This window comes from Planobispora longispora (assembly GCF_016863135.1).
In the GTDB taxonomy this organism is placed as follows: Bacteria; Actinomycetota; Actinomycetes; order Streptosporangiales; family Streptosporangiaceae; genus Planobispora; species Planobispora longispora.
In genome coordinates, this window is the sequence record NZ_BOOH01000058.1 from 90,761 (window position 1) to 114,160 (window position 23,400).

Here is a 23,400-nt window from a genome sequence, read left to right on the forward strand (position 1 = left end):
GGGTTCCGGACCGCCGGACACCGCCGTGGACGATCGTTCAGGACGTCTCCGGACGGCCGGAGTGCTCCTCCGCCAGGGCGGACAGCCGGCCGATCTGCTCCGCCGACAGCTCGACGGCCGCGGCGGCGAGGTTCTCCTCCAGGTGGGCGGCCGACGCCGTGCCCGGGATCGGGACGATCGTGGGCGAGCGGTGCAGCAACCAGGCGAGGGCGACCTGGGCCGGGGTCGCGCCCGCCTCCCGGGCGACGTCCGCCACGGCGCCGTCCGGGGCGGCGTGGGCGCCCATCGCGATCGGGAAGAACGGCAGGAATGCGATGCCGTGCGCGGCGGTGTAGTCGACCACGTCGTCGTGGTGACGGGTGGCGAGGTTGTACATGTTCTCCACGCTCGCGATCGGAGTGATCGCCTGCGCCGCCCGCAGTTGTCCCAGTGTCACCTCCGACAGGCCGATGTGCCGGACCTTCCCCTCCTCCTGGAGCCGCCTCAGGGCGCCGAGCTGCTCCTCCAGCGGCACCTGCGGGTCCAGGCGGTGCAGCTGGAGCAGGTCGACGCGCTCCACCCGGAGCCGTCGCAGGCTCAGCTCGGCCTGCTGGCGCAGATACTCCGGCCGTCCCAGCGGCACCCACTCGGCGGGAGAGGGCCGGACGACCCCGATCTTCGTGGTGATCACCAGGTGGTCCGGGTACGGGTGCAGGGCTTCGGCGATCAGCTCCTCGTTGGCGCCCAGGGCGTAGGAGTCGGCGGTGTCGATCAGGTCGACGCCCAGCTCGACGGCGCGGCGCAGGAGCGCGACCGCGCCCTGCCGGTCCGCCGGGGGCCACCAGACGGGCGCCTGGTCCGGAGTGGCCGGGGCGGGGCCGGGGCCGCCGGTCAGCCGCATGGCGCCGTACCCGATGCGGCGCACCGGCAGGTCGCCGCCGATGGTGAGAAAGGCGTGGGGACGGGCCGAGGGGCGGGCGGTGTGTTCGATCATTCCGTACGTCATGGAGCCACGGTAAAATTTGACATCCATGTGAGATTCAACCCTCTGTGAGGAAGGTCACATGAAGATCGGGGAGCTGGCCCGGGAGAGCGGGGCGAACCCGCGCCTGCTGCGTTACTACGAGGAGCAGGGGCTGCTGCGGTCCGAGCGCAGCGGCGGCGGGCACCGCCGCTATCCGGAGAACGCCGTCGCCGTCGTCAGGAACATCCGGACCCTCCTGGCGGCCGGTCTGCCCACCGCGGTCATCCGCGAGGTCCTGCCGTGCATCGAGGGGCCCGGTCCCGACATCCATCCCTGCGTGCTCTCCTACCTGCAGGAACAGCTCGGCGACCTCGACACCCGGATCTCGGCGCTCCAGGGCGCCCGCACCTCCCTCGCCTCCCTCATCGAGGCCACCCAGCGGACCCACGCCGCCTGACCGACGGGCTCTAGGCGGAGTTGAGATAGGCGATGACGGCGGCCACCCGGCGGTGGGTGTCGGGGCTGTTCTCCAGGGCCAGCTTCATGAAGATCGAGTTCACGTGCTTCTCGATCGCGGACACCGACAGGTGCAGGGCGCGGGCGATGCCGCCGTTGGACAGACCGTGGGCCATCTCGCGCAGGACGTCCAGCTCCCGGGGGGTCAGCTCGGCGGGCGGCGGGCTGTCGCGCACGCCGCGCTTGGCCAGCAGGCCCTCCACCACCTTCGGGTCGATCACCGACCCGCCCGCCGACACGGACCGGATCGCGCCGAGCAGCTCGTCGAGGTCGCCGACCCGGTCCTTGAGCAGGTAGGCCCGGCCCTCCGTGCCGTCCTTGAACAGGTCCAGCGCGAACATCGCGTCGGAGAACTGGGAGAGCACCACGATCCCGATGGCGTCGTCGGGGCCGTGGGAGGCGGCGCGGATCCGGTGCGCGGCGTCGATGCCCTCCATGCCCGGCCGGACGATCTCGGCGGAGCCGGGCATCCGGATGTCGGTCACCACCACGTCGGGCCGGAGCCGCCGGGCGGCGTCGAGCAACTCGTCGGCGGTGCCCACGGCGGCCACCACGCTGATCTCACCGGATGACTCCAGGAGCTGGCGGGTGCCCTCGCGCACCAGGTAATGGTCTTCAGCCAGGACGATCCTGAGCTCGGCCGGGGTGGTCATGGACTGATCCTGCCCGGTGCCGGGCGCCGGCGCATATGCGGTTGTCCGCACAGTACGGCCGCGCATGCGCCGCGACCAGGCCGCCCGGCCCCCTCCGGGTGGCGTGACCCCTGTGCGCGTACGGCCGCGCGGACGGCGAAGAGCCCTCGTCCCGGGGCGGGACGGGGGCTCTCGGCGGACGCGGCCGGCGGGCTGGCGGGAGCGCCGGCCGTACGGGCTAGCGAACGATCTTGGTCTTGATCTTCTTCACGAAGTACCAGGACTTGACGCCGATGCGCTCGAACTCGTCCCGGCTCAGGTTCTCCGCGCCGTTCGGCAGGTCGACGCTGTCGACGCCCCAGTAGCCGGTCGCGGTGCCCTTGGCCTTCTTGCTCAGCTTGACGACGACCTTGATGGCGGTGCGGTCGTCGACCTCGAGGGCCTCGGGCACGATGCACCAGTAGCCGTCCTCGTACCAGTCGCACTCCGTGCCCTCGGGGCCGTAGACCGCGCTGATCGTCGAGTTCTTCGGGGGGACGCCGCCGATCCAGTAGGAGTCCGCCAGGTGCGGGCCCAGGTTGGTGGCCGTGATCGTGTAAGAGATCTTGCCGCCGGCGCGCACCTTCTTCGGGGCCGACACCTGAACCTTGAAGGAGGAGTACGGCTCGTCGGCCGCCGTCACGGCGGCGCCGGCCTGCACGGGAGCGGCCGAGGCCGCCGGAGCGAACAGCAGGCTGCCCGCGAGCGGAACGGCGAGGGCAAGTGCGGTGATCTTGGAGATCGGGTGGCGCATTCAACGTCTCCCAGCTGATTGTTTTCCGGGACGACGAAACCGCCCCCGGTCAAGACGGGAGCGTTGTATCACGGTTCACTGTGAAAAGTAAATTTAAATGTTTCTATTGTGATTTATGGAGAAGCGCCCGGAGTGGCAGCCGTGGCGGGCGGGGTGCCGGCCCCGCGCCGGCCGGCGCGCGCGTGTGCCCCCTCCGGGCGTCTCGGCCTGTGCCGCTATCGGACGATCCGGGTCTTCACCTTCACGTACTTCAGGTCCACGCCCGTCTCGACGCCGTGGATGTTCAGGGTGTCGAGGCCGCCCGCGGGCACGTCGATCGAGGCGCTGGCGAACTCGGCGGTCGCGGTGCCCGAGGCGCCGCTCCTGAGCCACACCTTGACCTTGACGGTGGCGGACTTGCCCGGGTTGAGGGTGTCGAGCAGGCAGCCGACCTCGCGCCCGTCGACGTCGCAGTAGGAACCGGAGGGGCCGGTGATCTGGACCTTGCGGGCCTGCTTGGGGACGTAGCCCCCGACGTAGACGATGTCGGAGTACCAGTCGCCGACGTTCTTGGCCTTGAGCGTGTAGGTGATCGTCTTGCCCGCGTAGGCCCGGCGGGGGTAGGAGGCGGTCAGCTTGATCGGCGACAGCGGGGCGGACTGCTGGGCCGCGGTGCGGGCCGGGGCGGTGTGGGTCTGGGCGCTCGCGGCGTGCGGGACGAGCAGCATGCCTCCCGCCAAGGCGGTGGCGGCGAAGGCGGTCAGGTGCCGGCGCATGGTTACTCCAGTCGGGACTCGGTTCTTGTGATCAGAATGCGGGAACCGACTTGGAGATCCCTTGTGATCGGCTGGCTCGCCTTGCAGCCGACTGGCCGGAACCTTGATCGACCGAGTCCGGGCCGCGCTCCCGGAACCTCGCCCCCGGAGGGCTCGGCGATCTTCCGGGCGTCAGGCTACCTCAGGATCAGATGGAGATCGCCGAACTCGTGCCAGAGGTACCTCTCCCTCAGCGCCTCCTCGTAGGACCGGGCGAGCAGCTCCTCCCCGGTGATCGCCGACAGCATCAGCAGATGGCTGGAGCGCGGCTCGTGGAACCCGGTGATCAGGCCGTCCACCGCCCGCACCCCGGACGCCGGCGTGACGACGTGGGACGTCCAGCCGCGCGCGGCACGGACCGGCCCCCCGCCGGAGGCGGCCGTCTCCAGCGCCCGGACCACGGTCGTGCCCACCGCGATCACCCGCCCGCCCGTCTCGCGGGCGAGATCGACCTGCCGCGCCGTGCTCTCGGGCACCTCGAACCGCTCCGGATAGGGCGGTTCGTCCTTCTCCGGCGACGCCACGCCCGTGTGCAGCGTGAGGGGCGCGACCCCGATCCCGCGCGACACCAGCTCGGTGACCAGCCCGGCGGTGAACGGCCGGCCGGCGCTGGGCATCTCCGCGCTCCCCGGGACGTGGCCGAACACGGTCTGGTAGTCGGCCAGCGGCCAGTCGCGTTCCACGTAGGAGTACCGGATGGGCACGCCGTACCGGCTCAGGTAGGCGGGGACCGGCCGGTCCAGCCGGGCCCGCCACAGGCGCGGCGTCGTGCGCTCCAGCAGCCGCAGGGTGGCCCCGCCGGGCAGCGGGAGCCACTCGCCGCCGCTGCCGCCGGGGTAGGGCTCGGTGGCCGACGCCGTACGGCGGCGCAGCTCGACCAGCCAGGTGCCGTCCTCGTGCTCGGTCGAGAAGTGCACGGCGAGCCGGTCCAGGCGGATCGCGGCGGGGAGCGTGGCGGAGTTGTTGACCACGAGCAGATCGCCCGGACGGAGCAGATGGGGCAGATCGGTGAACGCGTGATGGCCGATCTCCGCGGCCTCGTCGCCCCCCTCCCCACCGGCCCCGCCCCCACCGGCCCCGCCGTTCCGGCGGCCGCTGCCGGCCGCGCCCCGCGAGACCAGGAGGCGGACCGCGTCGCGGGGCAGGCCCCGCGCCTCCGGCGGTTCGTGCGCCTCCAGTTCCGGAGGCAGGACGAAGTCCCTCTCCAGGACGTCTGTCACGGTCTTGCCCATGGCTCCCCCTCCGCTGCCGCGGTGTCCGTGCGCCGTCCGTGTCCGCCGGCGCTCATGCGTGACTCACCCGCCCGCTGGCCGGGCGCTCCCGGATCAGCCGGAGCAGCGTGGGCACGACCGTCTCGGGGCCGGGAGCCGCCGCGGCCTCCCCGGCGCCGACCGCGTCGGCGAGCATGACCGTGTTCATCTCGCCCGGGTCCACCCACCAGACCGCGACCCCGGGCTCCTCGACGGCCAGCACGTGGGAGATCTGGTCCAGCGCGGCCTTGGTCGCGCCGTAGCCGCCCCAGCCCTCGTAGGCCTCCACCGCCGCGTCGGAGGAGATGTTCACGACCGCGCCGCCCCGCTCCCGCAGGCTCGGGATGACCGCCTGGATCAGTGCCAGCGGGGCCAGCACGTTGGTGCCGAACAGGTCCGCCAGGACGTCCAGCGGGTAGGAGGCCAGCGGCGGCAGCGGCGTCGCACCCAGCCCGGAGGCGTTGTTGACCAGCAGGTCCAGCCCGCCGTGGTCCCGTACGGCCCGCGCCAGCCGCTCCCGGTGCGCCGGGTCCGCCACGTCCCCGGCGAGGGCGAGGGCGCCGACCTCGTCCGCCACGGGCTTGAGCGGGTCCGCGCCGCGCGCTGTGAGGATGAGCCGCCAGCCGTCCGCGGCCAGGCTGCGGGCCAGGGCCAGGCCCAGTCCGCGGGAGGCGCCGGTGATGAGTGCTGTCTTCGTCATGGTTGTGACGCTAGGAAACCGGCGCCCGCCGTACATCGGCCGCGGGACCGGTCGTGTCCGGGCCGATGGGCCTAGGACGGCCGCCCCTGGGCCTAGGACCGATGACGCGGTCCGGTGACCGGCCTGGTTGCCTAGAGTTTTGTTGTGAGTTCCGAAAGCCCGGCACATCCCGAAAGCCCGGCACGTCCCGAAAGCCCGGCACGCTCCCCGAGCTCCGCGGGGGCGGAGATCGAGGGCCTGGACGCCGTCCTGCAGGCCGTGAGTTCCGCCGTGCTCGCGGTGACCAGGCACCTGTCGGTGCGCGAGGTGCTCCAGGTGATCGTCCGCTCCGCGCAGTGTCTCCTGGACGCGCGGTACGCGGCCCTGGGAGTGCCCGACGAGGACGGGGCGTTCGCCGAGTTCGTCGCCGAGGGCATCTCCGACGAGGAGTGGGAGGCCATCGGCCCGACGCCCCGCCAGCACGGGATGCTGGGGGCGATGCTGCGCGAGGGCGCGCCGGTCCGGCTGCCCGACATCCGCCGCGACCCCCGGTTCGAGTACTGGCCGCGGGCCCATCCGGTGCTGAAGGACTTCCTCGGGGTGCCGATCCGCGACGGCGACCAGGTGCTCGGCATCATCTTCCTGTCCAACAAGCGGATCCCCGGCGGGTTCACCGAGGACGACCAGCGGCTGCTGACCATGTTCGCCGCGCACGCGGCGATCGCCCTCACCAACGCCCGCCTCTACGAGAACGGCCGGGAGCTCGCGCTGGTGGAAGAACGCACCCGGATGGCGCGGGAGCTGCACGACGCGGTGACCCAGAAGCTGTTCTCCCTGCGCCTGACCGCCCAGGCGGCGGCCTCACTGGTCACCCGCGACCCGGAACGGGCGCTGGGGGAGCTGGAGCGGGTCGAGCGGCTCGCCGGTGAGGCCCTCGCCGAGCTCCGGGCGGTGATCGTGGAACTGCGCCCGGCGGAACTCGACCGCCACGGCCTGCCCGAGACGCTCCGCAAGCATGTCCGCCTGCTGGACCGGCTCCACCCGGCGTCGTTCACGTTCGAGGAGCGGCCGGTCTGCGTGCCCGATCCGGCGACCGAGGTGGCGGTGCTGCGGGTGGCGCAGGAGGCCCTGCACAACGCCTCCCGGCACGCGGCGGCGGAGACGGTGGCGGTACGGCTCGGCTGCGAGGACGGCCTGGTCGTCCTGGAGGTGCGGGACGACGGGACCGGCTTCGACGTGGCCGCGGCCGCCGGGCGCGGGCTGGGCATCGCGTCGATGGGCGACCGGGCTCAGGCGCTGGGCGGGAGCCTGCGGGTGACGTCGGAGCCGGGCCGCGGCACGCTGGTGCGGATGGAGGTGCCGGTGTGATCCGGGTGCTGATCGCCGACGACCATCCGGTCGTCAGACAGGGGCTGCGCACCTTCCTGGACCTGCAGGACGACCTCGACGTGGTGGGAGAGGCGGGTGACGGGGCCGAGGCGGTGGACCTGGTGGAGTCGCTCTCCCCGGACGTGCTCCTGCTCGATCTGAAGATGCCGGTCCTCGACGGTCTCGGCACGCTGGTACGGCTCGCCGAGCGGGGCCTGACGCCGCGCGTGCTGGTGCTGACCTCGGTCAGCGACCGCGGTGACGTGGCCCCGGCGATGCGGGCCGGGGCGGCGGGGTTCCTCTACAAGGACGTCGAGCCCACGGCGCTCGTCCAGGCCGTCCGCGCGGTCCACGGCGGGCAGGTGCTGCTGGCCCCCGAGGCCGCCGAGGCCATGCTGGCCGGCGCGGGCCGGGACCGTCCCGAGCGGGCCGATCCCGCGCCGTCCCGGGCCGAGCCGGTCGCGCCGCTGACCGACCGCGAACGCGAGGTGCTCGTCCTGATCGCCTCCGGCCGTTCCAACCGGGAGATCGCCCGGGATCTGGCGGTGGCGGAGAAGACGGTGAAGACGCACGTCTCCAACGTCCTGATGAAACTGGGCGTGCAGGACAGGACCCAGGCCGCGCTGTACGCCGTACGGCACGGCCTGGCCTGAGAGCGCCGGGCGGCCCCGCGCCCGCCGGCCTGGCGGGCGCGGGGTCCACGGCGAGGGCCGGGATCCCCGGGGCTCAGGTGTCCTTCTTCTCCTCGCGCCGGTCCGGCGGCGGCGGGGGCTGGGGCGGCGGCGGGGGCGTGTAGGTGCGGTCGCCGCCACTGCTGCGGCGCGGGGGCGCCGGGTGAACGATCTTGGTCTTCACCGTCTTGGTGATGTACCAGTGAGGGAAGTTCATGCGCTTCCACTCGTCGCGGCTGAGGTCGTCACCGCCGGTGGGGACGTTCCAGGTGTCCACGCCCAGCCTGGCGACGGCGGTGCCCTTGGTCTTCTTCTTGAGCTTGACCCAGATCCTCAGCGACTCCGACTCGCCCTTTTCGAGGATCCACGGCGTCCAGCACCAGAAGCCGTCGTCGTAGAAGTCGCACTCGGTCCCCTTGGGACCCTTGTAGTAGACGGTGTCGTTGATCCCCCGGGGCAGGAGGGTCCCGCCGATGTAGTAGTAGTCGGCGGCCTCGGGTCCGGTGTTGCTGACCTTGACCTCGTACATGAACTCCTGGCCGTTGCGGACCCGCTTCGGAGCCTTGATCGAAATCTTGAAGTTGGACCAGGGCTTGTCGAGCGCGGCCCGCGCCGGGGCCGAGGAGGACGCCGCGGGGGTGGCGGGGCCGGCGGTGGCGGCCGACGCGGTGGGCGCGACCGCCATGGGTGTGAGGAGGCCGAGGCCTAGGAGCATGCCGAATGTTCGGCGCATGGGCGTCTCCGCGCGGATGAGGGGCTGAGAAATCATCACTCGCCATGACAACTATCACTTTGGTGAACTATCTCAAAGCTAGGATGATCTACCTGAGTTTGCCTGATTGTCGCGTATTAGGTGTTCCGGAAGACGCCGCCGGCTCCAGGCCAGTGACGGGAGGTTCACGTGCCGGACACGCAGCCGCTGCGTCGCGGCGATCCGGAGACGCTGGGCTCCTACCGGCTCGTCGGGCGACTGGGCGAGGGAGCGCAGGGCGTCGTCTACGCGGGACGGGCTCCCGACGGGGGCATGGTCGCGATCAAGTTGCTCCACTCCCGCCTGGGGACCACCGGACTCGACGGGGACCGCTTCCTCCGCGAGGTCGCCGCCACCCGCCGGGTGGCGCAGTTCTGCACCGCCCAGGTCCTGGGCGTCCACCTGGACGGCGACAGCCCCTACATCGTGAGCGAGCTCATCGAGGGCGTCTCGCTGCAGCGGGTCGTGCAGACCGAGGGGCCGCGCGCCGGCAACGCGCTCTACCGGCTCGCGGTCGGCACGGTGACCGCGCTGGCCGCGATCCACCGGGCCGGGATCGTGCACCGCGACTTCAAACCGAGCAACGTGCTCCTCGGCCCGGACGGTCCCCGCGTCATCGACTTCGGCATCGCCCGCGCGCTGGACTCGGCGATGACCGTGACGAGCGGCGTGGTGGGCACCCCCGCGTACATGTCGCCGGAGCAGATCGGCGGGCAGCGCGCCGAGCCCTCCTCCGACCTGTTCAGCTGGGGCCTGACCATGGTGTTCGCCGCGACCGGGCGGCCCGCCTTCGGCCAGGACAACATCCCCGCCGTCATCTACCGGGTGATGCACGAGGACCCCGACCTGTCGGAGCTCCCGGACAACCTGCGGCCCGTCGTGGCCTCCTGCCTCAGCAAGCGGGCCGAGGAGCGGCCCAGCGCGTCCGAGGCGCTGTTCGCGCTCCTGGACAGCCGGGCCGAGGCGGCGGCGGCCGGGAGCGGGGAGGCCGATCTCGACCGCTCGCTGGACGCCGGCTCCAAGGCCGCGGCCGGGGCGTCGCCCGCTCCACCGTCTGGTCCGGCTCCCGGCTCAGATCCCGGCCGAGCGCCCGGCCTGTCGCCCGTTCCGGCGTCCGGCCCGGAGCCCGGGGCGCGTTCCGCTCCCGGTCCGGACTTCGCCCCGCCGTCCGGTGACCGGCCCGCTCCGCCGCCCGTCGAGGAGACCCGCTGGGTACGGCCCTCCGGGGTGGACCCGGTGAGCGCCTTCAACGCCGCGAGCGGTCCGGCCCTCCCGCCGCCCGGCGGCGCCCCGCCCGGGGCGGCCGGAAGGCCGCGGCGGAGGAAGGCGTTCCTGGTGGCCGGGGCGCTGACGGGGGCGCTGGCTCTGGCCGCCGCGGTCCTGGTGATCGTGCCGGGCGCGATGAACCGCTCCCCGGACGATCCGTCCCGGGAGCACGCCCGGGCCGACCGCACCTCGTGGCCGCCGGCTCCGTCCTCCCCGGTGACCACCTCGGCTCCCACCTCGGCCCCCACGTCGGCTCCCACCGGGGTCTCCGCCTCCGGCACGCCGGCCCCGGCCTCCGAGCAGCCGGTCACGCCGTCCCAGCCCTCCACCGTGACGGTCTTCGACGGTCAGGACGGCAAGGCGCTCAAGGGCCACGGCAAGGCCGTGCAGTCGCTCGCCTCGACCAGGATCGGGGACCGGCAGGTCGTGGTCTCCGGGAGCCAGGACGGGACCCTGCGGATCTGGGACCCGGCCGGGCACAAGAGCCTGCACCGGCTGCGCGGGCACAGCGGCGAGATCTACGCGGTCGCCACGATCACGATCAAGGGCACGCCGTACGCGGTGACCGGCGGGTACGACCACAGCGTCCGCCTCTGGAACCTGAAGACCCGCAAGTCCAGGAGCCTGGGCCACCACCCCATCGGGGTCTTCGCCGTCGCGGCCGGGAACGTCGACGGCTCGCCGCTGGCCGTCACCGGCGACGGCGACGGGATGCTGTACTTCTGGAACCTCAAGAGCCGGCGGCAGATCAAGGCCGTCCGGGCGCACCGCGACGACGTCAACTGGCTGGCCTTCGGCCGGTTCGGCGACCGCGACGTGGTCGTGTCGGCCAGCGCCGACGAGTCGCTGAAGGTCTGGGACCTGACCCGCAGGAAGCAGTACGGCAAGACCTACAAGGGCCACGACAAGGCGGTCTTCTCGGTCGCCGCGGGCACCCTGGACGGTCGCCCGGTGGTCGCCTCCGGCGGTAAGGACAAGCGGATCAGGCTCTGGGACCCGAAGACGGCCAAGTCCGTCGGCAAGCCGCTCAAGGGGCACACGGGCAACGTCTACTCCCTGGCGTTCGGCACGGTGGGGGAGCGCACGCTGCTGGTCTCGGGCGGCACGGACGGGAGCGTCCGGCTCTGGGACCCGGTCGTCGGCGAGCAGCTCGGCAAGGCCGTCAAGGCGCACAAGGGCGGTGTCTACGCGGTCGGCTTCACGACCGTCGACGGCCGCCCGGTCGTCGTCTCGGCGGGCAAGGACCGGTCCGTCAGGATCTGGAAGCTGGCGTCCGGCTAGACGAGCTCGGTGATGGCGTGGTGGGCGGCCACGCGCGCGCGCCGTACCGCGCGGTCGAGCTCGCGCAGGGCCTGGCCCCGGACGGCGACCTGGGCCGAGGTGAGGCCGCGGTCGTCGGCCAGGCGGAGCACGGCGGACAGGCGGGCGGCCAGGGCGGCGACCCGGTGGGCGCGGGCGGGGTAGCCGGGGGCGAGACCGTCGTGGTCGAGGCGCGTCCGCCGGTGGCCCTGGGCCGGTCCCTCCACACCGAGCAGGGCGTCGGTGGCCGCCTGCATCGCCCGGGTCAGGGCGTGCTCGGCCTCGGCCAGGGACGGCACGTCGGGGGTGGCGGCGGAGGCCTCGAACGTGCTCCAGCGCACCCCCTCGTAGGACGACCCGCGGCGGTCCCGTTCCGGGACCAGGCCGACGCGCCTGGCGGGGAGGACGGCGATCGTCGCCTGCCCGGCCTCGATGGCCGCGCTGTTGAAGGCGGGCGGGCCGCTGAGGCCGAGGGGGTCGCCCGCGACGGGGAGGGCCAGGCGCAGCGAGGACATGCCCTCGATCCGCAGGTCGGCGAGGAAGGCGCGGAGCGGGACGTCGCCGTCGCCGGTGTCGACGAGCTGCGGGCCCGCCTGCCGTTCCACCCGGTCGGCGGCCTCGTCGAGACCGGCCTGTCCGGTGAGCCAGGCGTTGCCCCAGCAGACCAGCGTGGCCGCGATAGGTGAATCAGGGTGCACCGGTCCACGATATGTCCTCATCCTGCAATAGGTTTTGATCGAGCGATTCTCAAGGAGGGCGTGGGGAATGGGCGGTCAGGTGCTTCGGCTACAGGACGTCACCGTCCGCAGAGACGGGGCGGCCCTGCTCCGGGACATCGACTGGACCGTTCACGAGGACGAACGGTGGGTCGTCATCGGTCCCAACGGTGCGGGGAAGACGACGTTGCTGCAGGTCGTGGGGACCATGTTGTTCCCCACGGAGGGTGTGGTGGAGGTCCTGGGCGAGCGGATCGGCCAGACCGACGTGTTCGACCTGCGGCCCCGGATCGGGCTCGCGAGCGCCGCGCTGGCGGAGCGGGTGCCGCCGGAGGAGAAGGTCATCGACCTCGTGCTCACCGCCTCCTACGCGATCCTCGGCCGCTGGACGGAGGAGTACGACTCCCACGACGTCACCCGGGCCGTCGAGCTGATCGACCAGTTCGGCTGCGCCCATCTGATCCGGCGCCGGTTCAACACGTTGTCGGAGGGCGAGCGCAAGCGGGTGCAGATCGCCAGGGCGCTCATGCCGGACCCCGAGCTGCTCCTGCTGGACGAGCCCGCGGCCGGGCTGGACCTGGGCGGCCGGGAAGACCTGGTGCGCCGCCTGGCGACCTTCGCCAACGATCCGAAGGCCCCCACGATGGTGCTGGTCACCCACCACGTGGAGGAGGTGCCGGTGGGGTTCACCCACGCCCTGCTGCTCCGGCACGGCTCCGTGGTCGCCCAGGGCCCGATCGAGCACGTGATGACCGCCGACAACCTCGCGCGGACGTTCGGCATCCCGCTCAGCCTGGAGCGCGGTTCCGACGGGCGCTGGTACGCCCGCGCGCATCAGTTCTGAGTTCGTTATGGCGGGCCCAACGTAAATAAAAGTAAAACGAAATATCATTCCGGGACAAGGAACCATTTGACTCGACCACCCGGAGTGGCCATATGGGACCGTCGCTCATCGCCGCGCTGATCGTGGTGGCCATCGCGGGGTTCGCGCTGGTCCGCACGGTTCGCATCGTGCCGCAGGCCACCGCCGGGATCGTGGAGCGGCTCGGGCGTTATCACCGCACGCTCCTGCCCGGACTGAACCTGGTCGTGCCCTTCATCGACCGGATCAAGGGCACGATCGACCTGCGGGAGCAGGTGGTCTCGTTCCCGCCGCAGCCGGTCATCACCTCCGACAACCTCGTGGTCTCCATCGACACGGTGATCTACTTCCAGGTCGTCGACCCCAGGGCCGCCACCTACGAGATCGCCAACTTCCTGATCGGCGTCGAGCAGCTCACCGTGACCACGCTGCGCAACGTGGTCGGCGGCATGGACCTGGAGCGCACGCTGACCTCCCGGGAAGAGATCAACACCGAGCTGCGCGGGGTCCTCGACGACGCCACCGGCAAATGGGGCATCCGAGTCAACCGGGTCGAGCTCAAGGCGATCGACCCGCCCGCCTCCATTCAGGACTCCATGGAGAAGCAGATGCGCGCCGACCGCGACAAGCGGGCGGCCGTGCTCGCCGCCGAGGGGCAGAAGCAGGCGGCCATCCTCACCGCCGAGGGCCAGAAGCAGGCGGTGGTCCTCAAGGCGCGCGGCGAGGCCGAGGCCGCGGTGCTGCGGGCCCAGGCCGAGGCGGAGGCGAAGGCGATGCGCGCCAAGGGCGAGGCCGACGCCATCGCGATGGTGTTCCGGGCCATCCACGAGGGCAAGCCCGACCAGGAGCTCCTCGCCTACCAGTACCTGAGGACGCTCCCCGAGATCGCCAAGGGCGACTCCAACAAGGTGTGGATCGTGCCCTCCGAGATGGGCAAGGCCCTGGAAGGGCTGGGCGGTCTCTTCACGAACATCACCGGCGCGGGCGAGCCCGGCGCCAACGGCGCCGGACCGGCCGAGGGCCCGCCGGGCGCCCCCGGCGAGCTGGACGCCGCCGGGCAGGGCGGCGGGCGCGGCGGGGCCGGACGGGACAGCGTCGGACGGGACATGAGCGGAAAGGACACCCCCGCCGCCGGCTAGTCCGGGCACCCTCCTAAGGTGCGGTGAAGTGCCGTGCACCGCTTCCGGGCGCGAGCCGTACGAGCGAGGAGGGCGCAATGACGCCGTGGGAGGCGGTCGCGGTGTTCGCGGCCGGAATCGGGGCCGGGGGCATCAACGCCGTCGTCGGCTCGGGGTCGCTGATCACGTTCCCCACGATGGTGGCGGTGGGACTGCCGCCGATCGTGGCCAACGTCTCCAACAACATCGGGCTGGTGCCCGGCTCCCTGACCGGGGCGCTGGGCTACCGCGCCGAGCTGAAGGGGCAGCGCGACCGGCTGATCCGGCTGGGCCTCGGGTCGCTTCTCGGCTCCCTCATCGGCGGCGTGCTCCTGCTCTCCCTGCCCGAGCGCACCTTCACCGTGGTCGTGTCGGTCCTGATCGGCCTGGCGTGCGTGCTGGTCGTCCTCCAGCCGAGACTCAGCGCGTGGGTGAGCGCCTGGCGCGAGCACGAGCACCCGCACGGCGGCCCCTGGCTCTGGCTCGGCGTCTTCGCGGGCGGGATCTACGGCGGTTACTTCGGCGCGGCCCAGGGCGTGCTGCTCATCGGGCTGCTCGGCATCTTCCTCGACGACGACCTGCAGCGGGTGAACGCCGCCAAGAACGTGCTCGCGCTGGTGGTCAACGCCACCGCGGCGGTGCTGTTCATCCTCGCCGACGCGCTGGATCTGTTCGCCGGGGCCGTGGTGGACTGGACGGCGGTGCTGCTGGTGGCGGCGGGGGCGACGATCGGCGGTTTCCTGGGCGCGAAGGTGGGCCGGAAGCTGCCCGCTCCGGTGCTGCGCGGGTTCATCGTGTGTGTCGGAATCGCCGCGATTATCAAACTGGTGTACGGATAAAACCTACACCTTATGGGTATAAAACCGGCATGAAAGGCGACAAGGTAGAGATCGTCATCGATGCGGGAGACACCTCGCGCACCTATGAGATCGCAGCGACCAAGGCGGGCCGCCGGGTGGAGGTCGCCAACCAGCGCGGCGGCGTGATCGAGGTGAGCGAGGTCACCCGGAGCGGCACGCCGGTGCGTACCGCCCGGTTCATGTCCAACCGGGTTCTCGCCCTGGTGGAGCACCCGGCCGACGGCGATTCCGACGGCTCCGACGACTGACGGCACGGCCGCCGGGCGGCCGTGCCGTCAGTTCCGGGCCGGTCGGCTCCGGGCCGTCAGGCCTGGGCCGGGCGGACCTGGATGATGCCGTCGCGGCGGATGCGGGTCTCGAAGGACGGCTGCGGCGCGGTCGCGGGACCGTGGGCGACGGACCCGTCCGACAGGCGGAAGGTGCTCCCGTGCCACGGGCACACCACGCAGGTCTCCCCGTCCTCGGAGACCAGCCGTCCCTGGTGCAGCGGTCCCGCCAGGTGCGCGCAGCGATCGGCGAGCACCGACACCGTCTCGCCGACCCGCAGCACGAACAGGTCGATGTAGCCCAGCCGGCGGGCCACCGGGCGGCCGTCCGGCAGGTCCTTCAGGGCGCACAGGTCATGCCAGCCGAGCGGCACCAGATGGGTGACCGACTCGGCGTGGTTGGCGCCGGCGGCCTGCCGGTAGGCCAGGTGGCCGCCCAGGTAGCCGCCCATGCTCGCCGCGCCCAGGCCCGCGAACGCCAGCATCCGCCCGGACCGTTCGCGGCCGGTCAGCCGCATCGCCAGCGACCCGGCGTAGAGGCCGACCGCGGTCAGATTGGCGATCGCGTGCACGAAGCCGACCCGCTGCTGCTCCCGGTGGAGGGAGGACCAGTCGGTGATCCCGGCCGCCGCCGTGGGCAGCACGCTGGCGAGCCCGGTGGTCAGCAGCGCCCGCGTCGCGCGGGGATCGGCCTTGACCACGTCGAGCACCGCGGTGGCCAGCAGGCAGCCCAGGCTGAAGGTGGCCAGCGGCGGATGGAGGGGTTTGCCCAGGGGCACCCCGTGCAGCACGTCGCGCAGCCGTCCCGGGCCGATCCGCTGGCGCACCGCCTTGGCCAGCCCGCGGATCGGCTGATCGGCTCTCGACGACCTCTCGATCCGGCCGGGAAGGTCGATCGGGGGCACCAATTGTCTGAGGCTCCGGCGCCCCGTTTTCACTGTTTCCTCCACCATCGCCCCCTCTCACGCTATAGGGACCTACCCGGGAACCGCGTTATGCACGCTCCAGATGTCCCCGGCTGATGGAGAGTTCGACGATCTCGGTGGCGTAGGCGCCGAGCGTCGGTGACCCCTCTTCGATGATCTTCACTTTCTCCAGCACCTGATCCGCCGTCACCTTGTAGAGCGACCAGGTGCCGCCCTCGTTGTGATGGTTGGCCAGGATCGGCGCGATCCGGTCGAGGGCCTTGGCGAAGCGGGCCTCGGGGGTCGCGCGCTCCTCGAACTCGTCCCAGAGCGCGCGCAGCCGCTCCGCCTGGTCCTCGGGGAGCAGCCCGAAGATGCGGTCGGCGGCCTTGCGCTCGATGCCGAGCTGGGCCTCGACGGCCGAGGCGTCGTAGATGAACGTGTCGCCCGCGTCGATCTCGACGATGTCGTGGACGAGCAGCATCGCGACGACCCGGTCCAGGTCGATCCCCGGCGGAGCGTGCTCGGCCAGCACCATCGCCAGCATGGCCACGTACCACGAGTGCTCGGCGTCGTTCTCCCGGCGGGACCCGTCCAACAGGGTGTTGCGGCGGACGATTCGTCTGAGCTTGTCGATTTCCATCGCGAAGGAGAGCTGAGCGTGCAGACGGTCCTGTTCTGGAGGGGTGGTCACCTGCGCAAGCCTAGTCCGAGCCGCGACATGTTTCCCGATCGGCCATGCCCTCACGCGGGGGCGAGCGTGACCGGAACCCCGTTGAACACCGCGTTCCCCGAGGGAAGGTCGATCCTGGATTCGTCCGTCAGCGCGTTCACGCTGACCCCGGCGTGCTCGGCCGCGACCCGCTGGGTGGTCCCGGCGTGCCCCCAGCCGTGCGGGAGGCTGACCACCCCGGGCATGATCGAGTCGGTGGGCTCCAGCGGCACGGTCAGCTCCCCGGCGGCGCTGCGCACCACGGCGTGGCCGTCGAGCCCGAGCCGGGCCACGTCCCGCGGATTGATCTGCAGCGTGCACCGGTTGCTCCCGCCGACCAGCGGCCCCACGTTGTGCAGCCAGCTGTTGTTGGAGCGCAGGTGCCGCCGTCCGATCAGCACGATTTCCGGGGGCGGCGCGGCCAGCCGCTCGCGCAGCCGTACGACGTCCTCGACCAGCTGCGGCGGGGCCAGCTCCACCCGTCCCGAGGCGGTGCGCACCATCTCCGGCAGGCGGGGCTGCAGCGGGCCGAGGTCGATGCCGTGCGGGTGCTCCCGGAGCGCGGCCAGCGACAGTCCGTACGGGCCCAGCTTGAGCATGGCGTCCAGCCGCCGCTCCGCCCCGGTGTCCCCGTCCAGCCCCGCGCGGAGCTCGGCGGCGTCCTGGCCCTCGACGGGCGAGCCGGGCGTCTGGACGGCCCGGCGCAGCATCTGGTCGAGGATCACCTCGTCCAGCAGGGCCGGGTCGGCGTCCGCGCCCTGCCCGGAGGCGATCATCGCCAGCCGGGCGAGGATCTCCGACTCCGAGGGGCGCCCCGGCTCCGGGGGCAGCACCGGCGGGGAGAACCTGGCGTAGTTGCGCACGGCCACGAACAGCAGGGACAGGTCGTAGTGCGGCGAGCGCAGCACCGGCGGCGGCGGGAGGATGACGTTCGCGTGCCGGGTCGTCTCGTTGAGGTAGGGGTCGACGGAGACCATGAACTCCAGGCCGGCGAAGGCCCGGTCCAGGCGGGTGCCGTTCGGCGCCGACAGCACCGGGTTGCCCGCCACCGTGACCAGCGCCCTGACCTGGCCCTCTCCCGGCGTCTCGATCTCGTCGGCGAGGGTGGCCACCGGCAGCTCGCCGTTGGCCTCCGGCAGCTCGCGCACGCGGCTGTGCCAGCGCCCGGTGGCGTACGGCTTGCTCCTGCGGCCGATCTCGACGGCGGTCTTGGCGAACATGACGCCGCCGGGGCGGTCGAGGTTGCCGGTCAGGACGTTGATCACGTCCACCAGCCACTGGGAGACGGTGCCGAACTCGGCGGTGCAGGTGCCGATGCGGGCGTAGACGGCGGCGGTGGGGGCGGCGGCCAGCTCGCGCGCCAGCCGCGTGATGACGTCGGCGGGCACCCCGCACGCCTCGGCCACCGCCTTGGGGGAGAACTCCTCGGCCAGCTCGCGGACGCGGTCCAGGCCCTCGACCTCGACGCCGACCGCGGTGAGGCCCTCGGCGAAGAGGGTGTGGACGATGCCGAACAGCAGGTAGGCGTCGGCGCCGGGCCGGACGAACACGTGCTCGTCGGCGAGGGAGGCGGTGCGCGTGCGGCGGGGGTCGACGACCACGAACCTGCCGCCGCGCCGGCGCAGCGCCTTCAGCCGGCCGGGGAAGTCGGGGGCGGTGCAGAGCGAGCCGTTGGATTCCAGCGGGTTGGCGCCGAGCATCAGCAGGTAGTCCGTGCGGTCCAGGTCGGGGACCGGGATGGCGAGCGGGTCGCCGAACATCAGGCCGCAGGAGACGTGCTTGGGCATCTGGTCGGCGGTGCTGGCGGAGAAGACGTTCCGGGTGCCGAGGGCCTTGATCAGCGGCGGGTTGTACAGGGCTCCGGCCACGGTGTGCGCGTTCGGGTTGCCGAGGTAGATCGCCAGTGACTGGCGGCCGTGGGCTCCGATCACGCCGGACAGGCCGCGTTCGACGGCGCGGAAGGCCTCCTCCCAGGTGACCTCGCGCCACCGGCCGTCGTCGTCGCGGACCATCGGGGCGTCCAGCCGGTCGGGATCCTCGTCGAGGGCTCCGAGGCTGGCGCCCTTGGGGCAGATGAAGCCCTTGGAGAAGGGGTCGTCGGGGTCGCCCTTGACCGAGACGACGTGCTCGGCGTCGTCGAGCGTGAGCCGCAGGCCGCACACGGCCTCGCAGAGGGGACAGGTCCGGTGCGCGGTTCTCATGGACACTCCTGAGTTCGGTCAACGAACTCATCATTACCCGGCACCGGAGGCGAAAGGAAGCCCCGGAGACGGTCTCCGGGGCTTCCTCCGAGCGGTTACGCGGTCCGTGGGAGGCCGTGCCCTCGCGGTTCCTCCCCGGTCTCGCGCGACCGCTTCCGGGGGGTGGTCCAGCCGGTCTCGCCGTAGAGCCGTTCGAACTCGGGGGAGAGTCCCACGGGGGTGCTCGCGCCCCTGCGGACGATCTCCACGATGATCATGTTCGCCCGGCGGGGGTGCCGGGAGACGGTGACCCGCTGGGCGAGGCACGCCGCGGCGATCTCCTCGGCGTGCGCCCGGAAATCGGAGGCGCAGATCCCGGCCCTGGTCATGATCACAACCCGTTCGCCGGCGGCGGTGGGGGTGATGCGCATGATCAGCGGAATTCTGCCCGTCCGGGTGTGCAGTGAGGGGATCTCCATGCACACCCGCTGGATCCGGTGCCGGGAGACCACGCAGTACAGGTGCGCGCGTATCCGGCCGCGCCCCGAGGAAGTGACGGCGGGGGCCATGACGGTGCTGGTGAGCGCGAGGAACGGCCACCAGTCGCCCTCCCGCAGAGCGGCGATCACCAGGACCGCGACGGCGCCGGTCGCGGCGGCGAGGGCGGTCTCCGTCCGCCAGCGCCAGATCCGCACGAGAAACGACGGCCGCCGGAGCGGGCCGGAGCCGTCCGGCGGCCGATGACGGGCTGCGTTGCGGAAATCACGCGGCGGCATTTCCACTCACGCTCTCCGCGCAGGCCTCCGAATAGATGCGCTCGGCCTTCTGCAGGTCGAATAGGGGATTGTGGTAGGACCGGGCCCCGAAACCGTTCTCCTTCACGGTCCAGCCGAGCCGATAGGCCCATTCATCCTGGTCCATGCAGAGTTCCCGGTCGGCTCGATCGATCTGGTGGAGGATCCAGATTTTGACCCGGGAGACCCCATTGATACCGTGAAAGTGCATGGGAGGCTCCTTTCGTGGCGTCGATGCGGAGCTCTTGTGGCAACCGGGCTGGTGGCCGCCGGCCCGGTGCGTTATTCGCCCGTTCAGGGCTCTGTGCGATCGTGCGTGAGATCGGATGTGTGCGACTGTGAGCCGTCGCGCGCTGCTGCCGCTCTTCCCCCGTCGGCCTCCCGAAGTCGGCGGCGAGTCTGAGGCGTCGGCACAGTCCCGGTCGTCGCAGTCCCGCCTGGTGGAACCCCTAAGCAGATACTCCTCCCGGATGTCAAATGCTGCAATACCTTCTGCGGAACTATCGGAGAAGTTGGAGTGCAATCCTGCGTGCAACTTGCACGACAGGTGTACCGACCGTCCTGTGAGGCGGGTGACTGGAGCTGCTCCGGAGGCGCGGCGAATCTCTGGGGTGAGTGGTGCCGCGATACGTGAAAAATCTTCGTATGGGCCCGTAGCCTGCGCGAAAGCTCTCTAGACAACCCTCTTCGCGGTGAAGCTCAGAGTGAGGGAGCCCGGAGAATTGCCGGGAAAATGGCCGCAGCATTCCGTGCAACTTGCAGTGTACGATGAGGCGCGGGATCCTCTGAAGAGGCTCTTGAGCAGCCCTGCGGCGATACAGCTTCATATCGGTGAGGGGGGAGGACGTTGCTCGAGCGTGGCAGTCCGACCGTTCGCCGGCTCAGGCTCGGTCAGGAGTTGCGTCGGCTGCGTGAGCGCCGCGCCCTTAGCGGTGAAGACGTCGCGACGAGATTGAAATGGTCGGCGTCCAAGGTCAGCCGGATCGAGAACGCCAAAACCATGCCTCGCAGGAGCGATGTCGAGGCTCTCGCCGGATTGTACGAGGTGGACGAGGTCCGGCAGCAGGAGTTACTTGATCTTCACCAGGATGCGACCCGGAGAGGGTGGTGGGAGGACTATTCTGACTCTCTGTCCCCGGAAGTCATCACCTTGCTGGGGTTGGAGGCGGAGGCGACATCGGCACTGAACTGGGAACCCCAGATCGTGCCAGGTCTGCTCCAGACCGAGGACTACGCCCGCGAGGTCATCCGTGCCACGCAGGCCGTTATGCGGATTCCGCCAGGTGAGCTCCGTGATCTGGTCAAGACGCGTATGGCTCGTCAGGATCATCTTCTCAGAAGCGCGGATCCGCTCAGACTCTGGGTGGTTCTGGACGAGTCGGTGCTGCTGCGTCGCTTCGGCGGCGCGAGCGTGATGCGCGAACAGCTTGAACGTCTGATCGAATGGTCCAGACTGCCGAACATCCGGGTGCAGGTGCTGTCGTTGAGCGGGTCGAATCCGGTCAACAGCGGTTCTTTCCTGCACCTCACGTTTCCAGATTTCCATGACATGGTCTATCTGGAGGCGCTTCACGATTCGCGTTTCGTGGAGAACGAGAAGCTTGTCTACGACTACGAGATCGCATTCAGTCAGCTTCAGTCTGAAGCGTTCGGCGTCGACGCGTCAAGGGAGCTCATCGGAAACGTCATCGAAGAACGTTGGAGATAGCCGTCTTCTCACACTGCGGGGCAGTTGCCTGCTCTAAAGGGGACCGAAGATGCTTCCCGTCGCAAGGAGAGAACAAGAAATGAACGATGTCGACCTGTCGGGCGCCATCTGGAGAAAGAGCAGCCGGAGCAATTTGGGGAACTGTGTGGAGGTCGCCCGGCTTTCCGGCGGGTTGATCGGCGTCCGGGACAGCAAGGCTCCCGAGGACGCCGCCCTGGTCTTCACCCCCGCCGAGTGGGATGCGTTCGTCGCCGGGGTGAAGGACGGCGAGTTCGACCTCCAGGACGACCGGCTCTCATTCGCGGCGGACCGCTGAGTCGCACGGATGTGCTGAGCGGCCTGGCTCGCCGGGGACGGGCGAGCCGCCTCGGTTCCGTCGTTTCGACGCGGCCACGATGAGCCAGGCTGTTCCTGCTTCCTGCTTTCTGCTTTCTGCTTTCTGCTCCGGCTCCGGCTCCGGTGAGCGGAGCGGTCGCCCTCCCGGAAGGGCGAAGCCGCGCCGGGAGCGCATGGGAAATCGCCGTTTTCGCCTGTGCGGATCCGTCAGCGGCAGCCGGGACAGACGCCCCAGTAGGTGACGTCCGCCTCGTCGACCAGATATCCGGCGTCGGAGACGGGGTCGAGGCAGGGGGCGTGCCCGACGGCGCAGTCGACGTCCGTGACCCGGCCGCACCGGCGGCAGACGAGATGGTGATGGTTGTCACCGATCCGGGTCTCGTAGCGGGCGGGACTGCCCGCCGGTTCGATCCGGCGGAGAAGCCCTCTGCCGTGCAACGCGTTCAGCGCCTCGTAGACGGCCTGCAGGGAGACCTGGCCGACCCGTCGCAGCACGCCCCGGTGGATGGCGTCCGCGTCGAGGTGGTCGCCCTCCCGCACGGTCTGCATGATCGCCAGCCGGGCGGCGGTGACACGCAGCCCGGCGTGACGGAGCCGGTCGCCGTCCTCCATGGCCGCCGGATCATGTCGCGAACGTGAGTCCTTCACCTTCCGGACTCCCTCCGATAGGGGCGAGAGGATTTCCCGCGAAGCGAGTCGTCCCCTCCACCGTGCTTGAGATGGCATGCTCAGTAGTGATGAACACGTATACCCGCCGTCTCGGGGTGGCCTGCGCCGCCGCCTCCGTTCTGCTCGCCGCGGCCTGCACGGCGGCCGAGTCCTCCACCCCGGGGGCGGCGCCGGACGTCGCGGAGAAGCCGACCACCTCGGCCGAGCCCACCCCCACCCCCGAGCGCAAGCCGTACACCATCTCCTTCGGCGGCGACGTGCACTTCGAGGGGGTCCTGCGGACCAGGCTCAACGCCAACCCGCGCACCGCGATGGGGCCGATCGCCTCGGTGCTCCGCAAGGCCGACCTCGCCATGGTGAACCTGGAGACCGCCATCACCACCGGCGGCACCCCCGCCCCCGGCAAGCAGTACACCTTCCGGGCCCCCGCCAGCGCGCTCACCGCGCTGAAGGCGGCCGGGGTGGACGTGGCGTCCATGGCCAACAACCACGGCATGGACTACATGGAGAGCGGGCTGGCCGACTCGCTGGCCGCGGTCAAGCGCGCGAAGTTCCCGATGGTGGGCGTCGGCAAGAACGAGGCCGAGGCGTACAAGCCGTGGCGGACGACCGTCAACGGCAACCGGGTGGCGATCATCGGCGCGACCCAGGTGCTCGACGCCGAGTTCATCTCCGCCTGGACGGCCTCCGGCGACAAGGGCGGCCTGGCGTCCGCCAAGAACGAGGCGCGGCTCATCCAGGAGGTGCGCAAGGCGCGGCGCAACTCCGACACCGTCATCGTGCACCTGCACTGGGGCACCGAGCTGCAGAAGTGCCCGAACGAGGCGCAGCGGGGCCTGGCTCCCAAGCTGGTCGCCGCCGGGGCCGATGTGATCGTGGGCGGGCACGCGCACATCCTGCTCGGCGGCGGCTACCTGAAGAACGCCTACGTCAACTACGGCCTGGGCAACTTCGTCTTCTACAACTGGGGCCCGGACACCGGCAGGACCGGCGTGCTCACGCTGACGATCAACGGTCGCCAGGTGCTCAAGGACCAGTGGACCCCGGCCACCATCCAGGGCGGCGTGCCGGTTCCGCTCACCGGGACCGCCCGGCAGCAGGCCGTCACGGGCTGGAAGGCGCTGCGCGGGTGCACGGGATTGGCCGCGAAGCCGCGCGGGTGATCGGCTGACGGGAGCAGACGGGGTCAATCGGTGATTGCCCCCGATCGCCCTGATAGCCGGGCAAATCATCTGATTGGCTCAGAGGGCCTGACCTGGAGGGAACGGGCGGG

The 23,400-nt window shown here is 71.1% G+C and carries 25 protein-coding genes; 11 read left to right on the forward strand and 14 right to left on the reverse strand.

Annotation, left to right across the window (positions count from 1 at the left end; translation table 11 throughout):
- Positions 1-37: 37 nt before the first annotated feature.
- Positions 38-985, reverse strand: coding sequence for an aldo/keto reductase (locus Plo01_RS33825; protein ID WP_373871748.1), 948 nt, complete (start codon positions 983-985; stop codon positions 38-40).
- A 58-nt stretch (positions 986-1,043) separates the two neighbouring features.
- Here Plo01_RS33825 and Plo01_RS33830 point away from each other — a divergent pair, with 58 nt between their 5' ends.
- A complete protein-coding gene (locus Plo01_RS33830; RefSeq protein ID WP_203894822.1) occupies positions 1,044-1,400 on the forward strand; it encodes a MerR family transcriptional regulator in 357 nt (118 codons plus the stop codon).
- A gap of 10 nt (positions 1,401-1,410) precedes the next feature.
- Here Plo01_RS33830 and Plo01_RS33835 read toward each other — a convergent pair whose 3' ends face one another.
- From Plo01_RS33835 to Plo01_RS33855, 5 genes are all read right to left on the reverse strand, one after another.
- Positions 1,411-2,112 carry a response regulator transcription factor gene (locus Plo01_RS33835; protein WP_203894823.1) on the reverse strand — a complete coding sequence of 234 codons (702 nt, stop codon included), beginning with the start codon at positions 2,110-2,112 and terminating at the stop codon, positions 1,411-1,413.
- 217 nt (positions 2,113-2,329) lie between these two features.
- The gene (locus tag Plo01_RS33840; RefSeq protein ID WP_203894824.1) at positions 2,330-2,884 is read right to left on the reverse strand and encodes a DUF11 domain-containing protein; all 555 of its coding nucleotides are present in this window, start codon (positions 2,882-2,884) and stop codon (positions 2,330-2,332) included.
- Positions 2,885-3,099: 215 nt separating this feature from the next.
- On the reverse strand, positions 3,100-3,639 hold the full coding sequence (locus tag Plo01_RS33845; protein WP_203894825.1) for a DUF11 domain-containing protein: 540 nt from the start codon (positions 3,637-3,639) through the stop codon (positions 3,100-3,102).
- A gap of 176 nt (positions 3,640-3,815) precedes the next feature.
- Positions 3,816-4,910 carry an S-adenosylmethionine:tRNA ribosyltransferase-isomerase gene (locus tag Plo01_RS33850; protein WP_203894826.1) on the reverse strand — a complete coding sequence of 365 codons (1,095 nt, stop codon included), beginning with the start codon at positions 4,908-4,910 and terminating at the stop codon, positions 3,816-3,818.
- A gap of 52 nt (positions 4,911-4,962) precedes the next feature.
- A complete protein-coding gene (locus Plo01_RS33855) occupies positions 4,963-5,628 on the reverse strand; it encodes an SDR family NAD(P)-dependent oxidoreductase (protein ID WP_203894827.1) in 666 nt (221 codons plus the stop codon).
- 144 nt (positions 5,629-5,772) lie between these two features.
- Between Plo01_RS33855 and Plo01_RS33860 the strand changes: the two genes are divergently transcribed.
- Positions 5,773-6,975, forward strand: a complete 1,203-nt coding sequence (locus tag Plo01_RS33860; protein WP_239317598.1) for a GAF domain-containing sensor histidine kinase — start codon at positions 5,773-5,775, stop codon at positions 6,973-6,975.
- Positions 6,972-7,628 carry a response regulator gene (locus Plo01_RS33865; protein ID WP_203894828.1) on the forward strand — a complete coding sequence of 219 codons (657 nt, stop codon included), beginning with the start codon at positions 6,972-6,974 and terminating at the stop codon, positions 7,626-7,628. Before Plo01_RS33860 ends, Plo01_RS33865 begins: the two co-directional genes overlap by 4 nt.
- 73 nt (positions 7,629-7,701) lie before the next feature.
- On the opposite strand, the gene Plo01_RS33870 is transcribed toward Plo01_RS33865, so the two are convergent.
- Positions 7,702-8,331: a DUF11 domain-containing protein gene (locus Plo01_RS33870; protein WP_203894829.1), complete on the reverse strand. Its 630-nt coding sequence runs from the start codon at positions 8,329-8,331 to the stop codon at positions 7,702-7,704.
- Between the two features lie 216 nt (positions 8,332-8,547).
- Here Plo01_RS33870 and Plo01_RS33875 point away from each other — a divergent pair, with 216 nt between their 5' ends.
- Entirely contained in the window at positions 8,548-10,944 is a 2,397-nt protein-coding gene (locus tag Plo01_RS33875) for a serine/threonine-protein kinase (protein WP_203894830.1), read from the forward strand.
- Here the strand turns inward: Plo01_RS33875 and Plo01_RS33880 are convergent.
- On the reverse strand, positions 10,941-11,660 hold the full coding sequence (locus Plo01_RS33880; protein WP_239317600.1) for an Rv1486c family protein: 720 nt from the start codon (positions 11,658-11,660) through the stop codon (positions 10,941-10,943). The two genes, Plo01_RS33875 and Plo01_RS33880, sit on opposite strands and share 4 nt — an antisense overlap.
- Before the next feature lie 67 nt (positions 11,661-11,727).
- Between Plo01_RS33880 and Plo01_RS33885 the strand changes: the two genes are divergently transcribed.
- The 4 genes from Plo01_RS33885 (at position 11,728) to Plo01_RS33900 (ending at position 14,805) form a co-directional block, all read left to right on the forward strand.
- On the forward strand, positions 11,728-12,522 hold the full coding sequence (locus tag Plo01_RS33885; protein WP_203894832.1) for an ABC transporter ATP-binding protein: 795 nt from the start codon (positions 11,728-11,730) through the stop codon (positions 12,520-12,522).
- A gap of 92 nt (positions 12,523-12,614) precedes the next feature.
- Positions 12,615-13,679: an SPFH domain-containing protein gene (locus tag Plo01_RS33890; protein ID WP_203894833.1), complete on the forward strand. Its 1,065-nt coding sequence runs from the start codon at positions 12,615-12,617 to the stop codon at positions 13,677-13,679.
- A gap of 77 nt (positions 13,680-13,756) precedes the next feature.
- Positions 13,757-14,536, forward strand: a complete 780-nt coding sequence (locus Plo01_RS33895; RefSeq protein ID WP_203894834.1) for a sulfite exporter TauE/SafE family protein — start codon at positions 13,757-13,759, stop codon at positions 14,534-14,536.
- Positions 14,537-14,565: 29 nt separating this feature from the next.
- Positions 14,566-14,805: a DUF8836 family protein gene (locus tag Plo01_RS33900; RefSeq protein ID WP_203894835.1), complete on the forward strand. Its 240-nt coding sequence runs from the start codon at positions 14,566-14,568 to the stop codon at positions 14,803-14,805.
- A 56-nt stretch (positions 14,806-14,861) separates the two neighbouring features.
- On the opposite strand, the gene Plo01_RS33905 is transcribed toward Plo01_RS33900, so the two are convergent.
- From Plo01_RS33905 to Plo01_RS33925, 5 genes are all read right to left on the reverse strand, one after another.
- A complete protein-coding gene (locus Plo01_RS33905; RefSeq protein ID WP_307837422.1) occupies positions 14,862-15,728 on the reverse strand; it encodes a Rieske (2Fe-2S) protein in 867 nt (288 codons plus the stop codon).
- An 88-nt stretch (positions 15,729-15,816) separates the two neighbouring features.
- The gene (locus tag Plo01_RS33910; protein WP_239317610.1) at positions 15,817-16,371 is read right to left on the reverse strand and encodes an HD domain-containing protein; all 555 of its coding nucleotides are present in this window, start codon (positions 16,369-16,371) and stop codon (positions 15,817-15,819) included.
- A gap of 101 nt (positions 16,372-16,472) precedes the next feature.
- Positions 16,473-18,641: a molybdopterin-dependent oxidoreductase gene (locus Plo01_RS33915; RefSeq protein WP_203894838.1), complete on the reverse strand. Its 2,169-nt coding sequence runs from the start codon at positions 18,639-18,641 to the stop codon at positions 16,473-16,475.
- Between the two features lie 95 nt (positions 18,642-18,736).
- Positions 18,737-19,315, reverse strand: coding sequence for a hypothetical protein (locus tag Plo01_RS33920; RefSeq protein WP_203894839.1), 579 nt, complete (start codon positions 19,313-19,315; stop codon positions 18,737-18,739).
- 67 nt (positions 19,316-19,382) lie between these two features.
- The gene (locus tag Plo01_RS33925; protein ID WP_203894840.1) at positions 19,383-19,625 is read right to left on the reverse strand and encodes a hypothetical protein; all 243 of its coding nucleotides are present in this window, start codon (positions 19,623-19,625) and stop codon (positions 19,383-19,385) included.
- A 636-nt stretch (positions 19,626-20,261) separates the two neighbouring features.
- Here Plo01_RS33925 and Plo01_RS33930 point away from each other — a divergent pair.
- A complete protein-coding gene (locus tag Plo01_RS33930) occupies positions 20,262-21,122 on the forward strand; it encodes a helix-turn-helix domain-containing protein (RefSeq protein ID WP_203894841.1) in 861 nt (286 codons plus the stop codon).
- Between the two features lie 79 nt (positions 21,123-21,201).
- Positions 21,202-21,438 (forward strand): DUF397 domain-containing protein, encoded by a 237-nt coding sequence (locus tag Plo01_RS33935; protein WP_203894842.1) that lies wholly within the window; start codon positions 21,202-21,204, stop codon positions 21,436-21,438.
- Positions 21,439-21,665: 227 nt separating this feature from the next.
- Here the strand turns inward: Plo01_RS33935 and Plo01_RS33940 are convergent, their stop codons facing one another.
- Positions 21,666-22,070, reverse strand: a complete 405-nt coding sequence (locus tag Plo01_RS33940; RefSeq protein ID WP_203894868.1) for a Fur family transcriptional regulator — start codon at positions 22,068-22,070, stop codon at positions 21,666-21,668.
- A gap of 125 nt (positions 22,071-22,195) precedes the next feature.
- On the opposite strand from Plo01_RS33940, the gene Plo01_RS33945 reads away from it, so the two are divergent.
- Positions 22,196-23,290 carry a CapA family protein gene (locus tag Plo01_RS33945; RefSeq protein WP_203894843.1) on the forward strand — a complete coding sequence of 365 codons (1,095 nt, stop codon included), beginning with the start codon at positions 22,196-22,198 and terminating at the stop codon, positions 23,288-23,290.
- Positions 23,291-23,400: the final 110 nt, after the last annotated feature.

What these genes read in the sequence shown, in the direction of transcription:
- Plo01_RS33825 (WP_373871748.1), bottom strand. Translation starts at nt 985, where the DNA reads ATGACGTACGGAATGATCGAACACACCGCCCGCCCCTCGGCCCGTCCC.
- Plo01_RS33830 (WP_203894822.1), top strand. Translation starts at nt 1,044, where the DNA reads ATGAAGATCGGGGAGCTGGCCCGGGAGAGCGGGGCGAACCCGCGCCTG.
- Plo01_RS33835 (WP_203894823.1), bottom strand. Translation starts at nt 2,112, where the DNA reads ATGACCACCCCGGCCGAGCTCAGGATCGTCCTGGCTGAAGACCATTAC.
- Plo01_RS33840 (WP_203894824.1), bottom strand. Translation starts at nt 2,884, where the DNA reads ATGCGCCACCCGATCTCCAAGATCACCGCACTTGCCCTCGCCGTTCCG.
- Plo01_RS33845 (WP_203894825.1), bottom strand. Translation starts at nt 3,639, where the DNA reads ATGCGCCGGCACCTGACCGCCTTCGCCGCCACCGCCTTGGCGGGAGGC.
- Plo01_RS33850 (WP_203894826.1), bottom strand. Translation starts at nt 4,910, where the DNA reads ATGGGCAAGACCGTGACAGACGTCCTGGAGAGGGACTTCGTCCTGCCT.
- Plo01_RS33855 (WP_203894827.1), bottom strand. Translation starts at nt 5,628, where the DNA reads ATGACGAAGACAGCACTCATCACCGGCGCCTCCCGCGGACTGGGCCTG.
- Plo01_RS33870 (WP_203894829.1), bottom strand. Translation starts at nt 8,331, where the DNA reads ATGGCGGTCGCGCCCACCGCGTCGGCCGCCACCGCCGGCCCCGCCACC.
- Plo01_RS33885 (WP_203894832.1), top strand. Translation starts at nt 11,728, where the DNA reads ATGGGCGGTCAGGTGCTTCGGCTACAGGACGTCACCGTCCGCAGAGAC.
- Plo01_RS33890 (WP_203894833.1), top strand. Translation starts at nt 12,615, where the DNA reads ATGGGACCGTCGCTCATCGCCGCGCTGATCGTGGTGGCCATCGCGGGG.
- Plo01_RS33895 (WP_203894834.1), top strand. Translation starts at nt 13,757, where the DNA reads ATGACGCCGTGGGAGGCGGTCGCGGTGTTCGCGGCCGGAATCGGGGCC.
- Plo01_RS33900 (WP_203894835.1), top strand. Translation starts at nt 14,566, where the DNA reads ATGAAAGGCGACAAGGTAGAGATCGTCATCGATGCGGGAGACACCTCG.
- Plo01_RS33910 (WP_239317610.1), bottom strand. Translation starts at nt 16,371, where the DNA reads ATGGAAATCGACAAGCTCAGACGAATCGTCCGCCGCAACACCCTGTTG.
- Plo01_RS33915 (WP_203894838.1), bottom strand. Translation starts at nt 18,641, where the DNA reads ATGAGAACCGCGCACCGGACCTGTCCCCTCTGCGAGGCCGTGTGCGGC.
- Plo01_RS33925 (WP_203894840.1), bottom strand. Translation starts at nt 19,625, where the DNA reads ATGCACTTTCACGGTATCAATGGGGTCTCCCGGGTCAAAATCTGGATC.
- Plo01_RS33935 (WP_203894842.1), top strand. Translation starts at nt 21,202, where the DNA reads ATGAACGATGTCGACCTGTCGGGCGCCATCTGGAGAAAGAGCAGCCGG.
- Plo01_RS33940 (WP_203894868.1), bottom strand. Translation starts at nt 22,070, where the DNA reads ATGGAGGACGGCGACCGGCTCCGTCACGCCGGGCTGCGTGTCACCGCC.
- Plo01_RS33945 (WP_203894843.1), top strand. Translation starts at nt 22,196, where the DNA reads ATGAACACGTATACCCGCCGTCTCGGGGTGGCCTGCGCCGCCGCCTCC.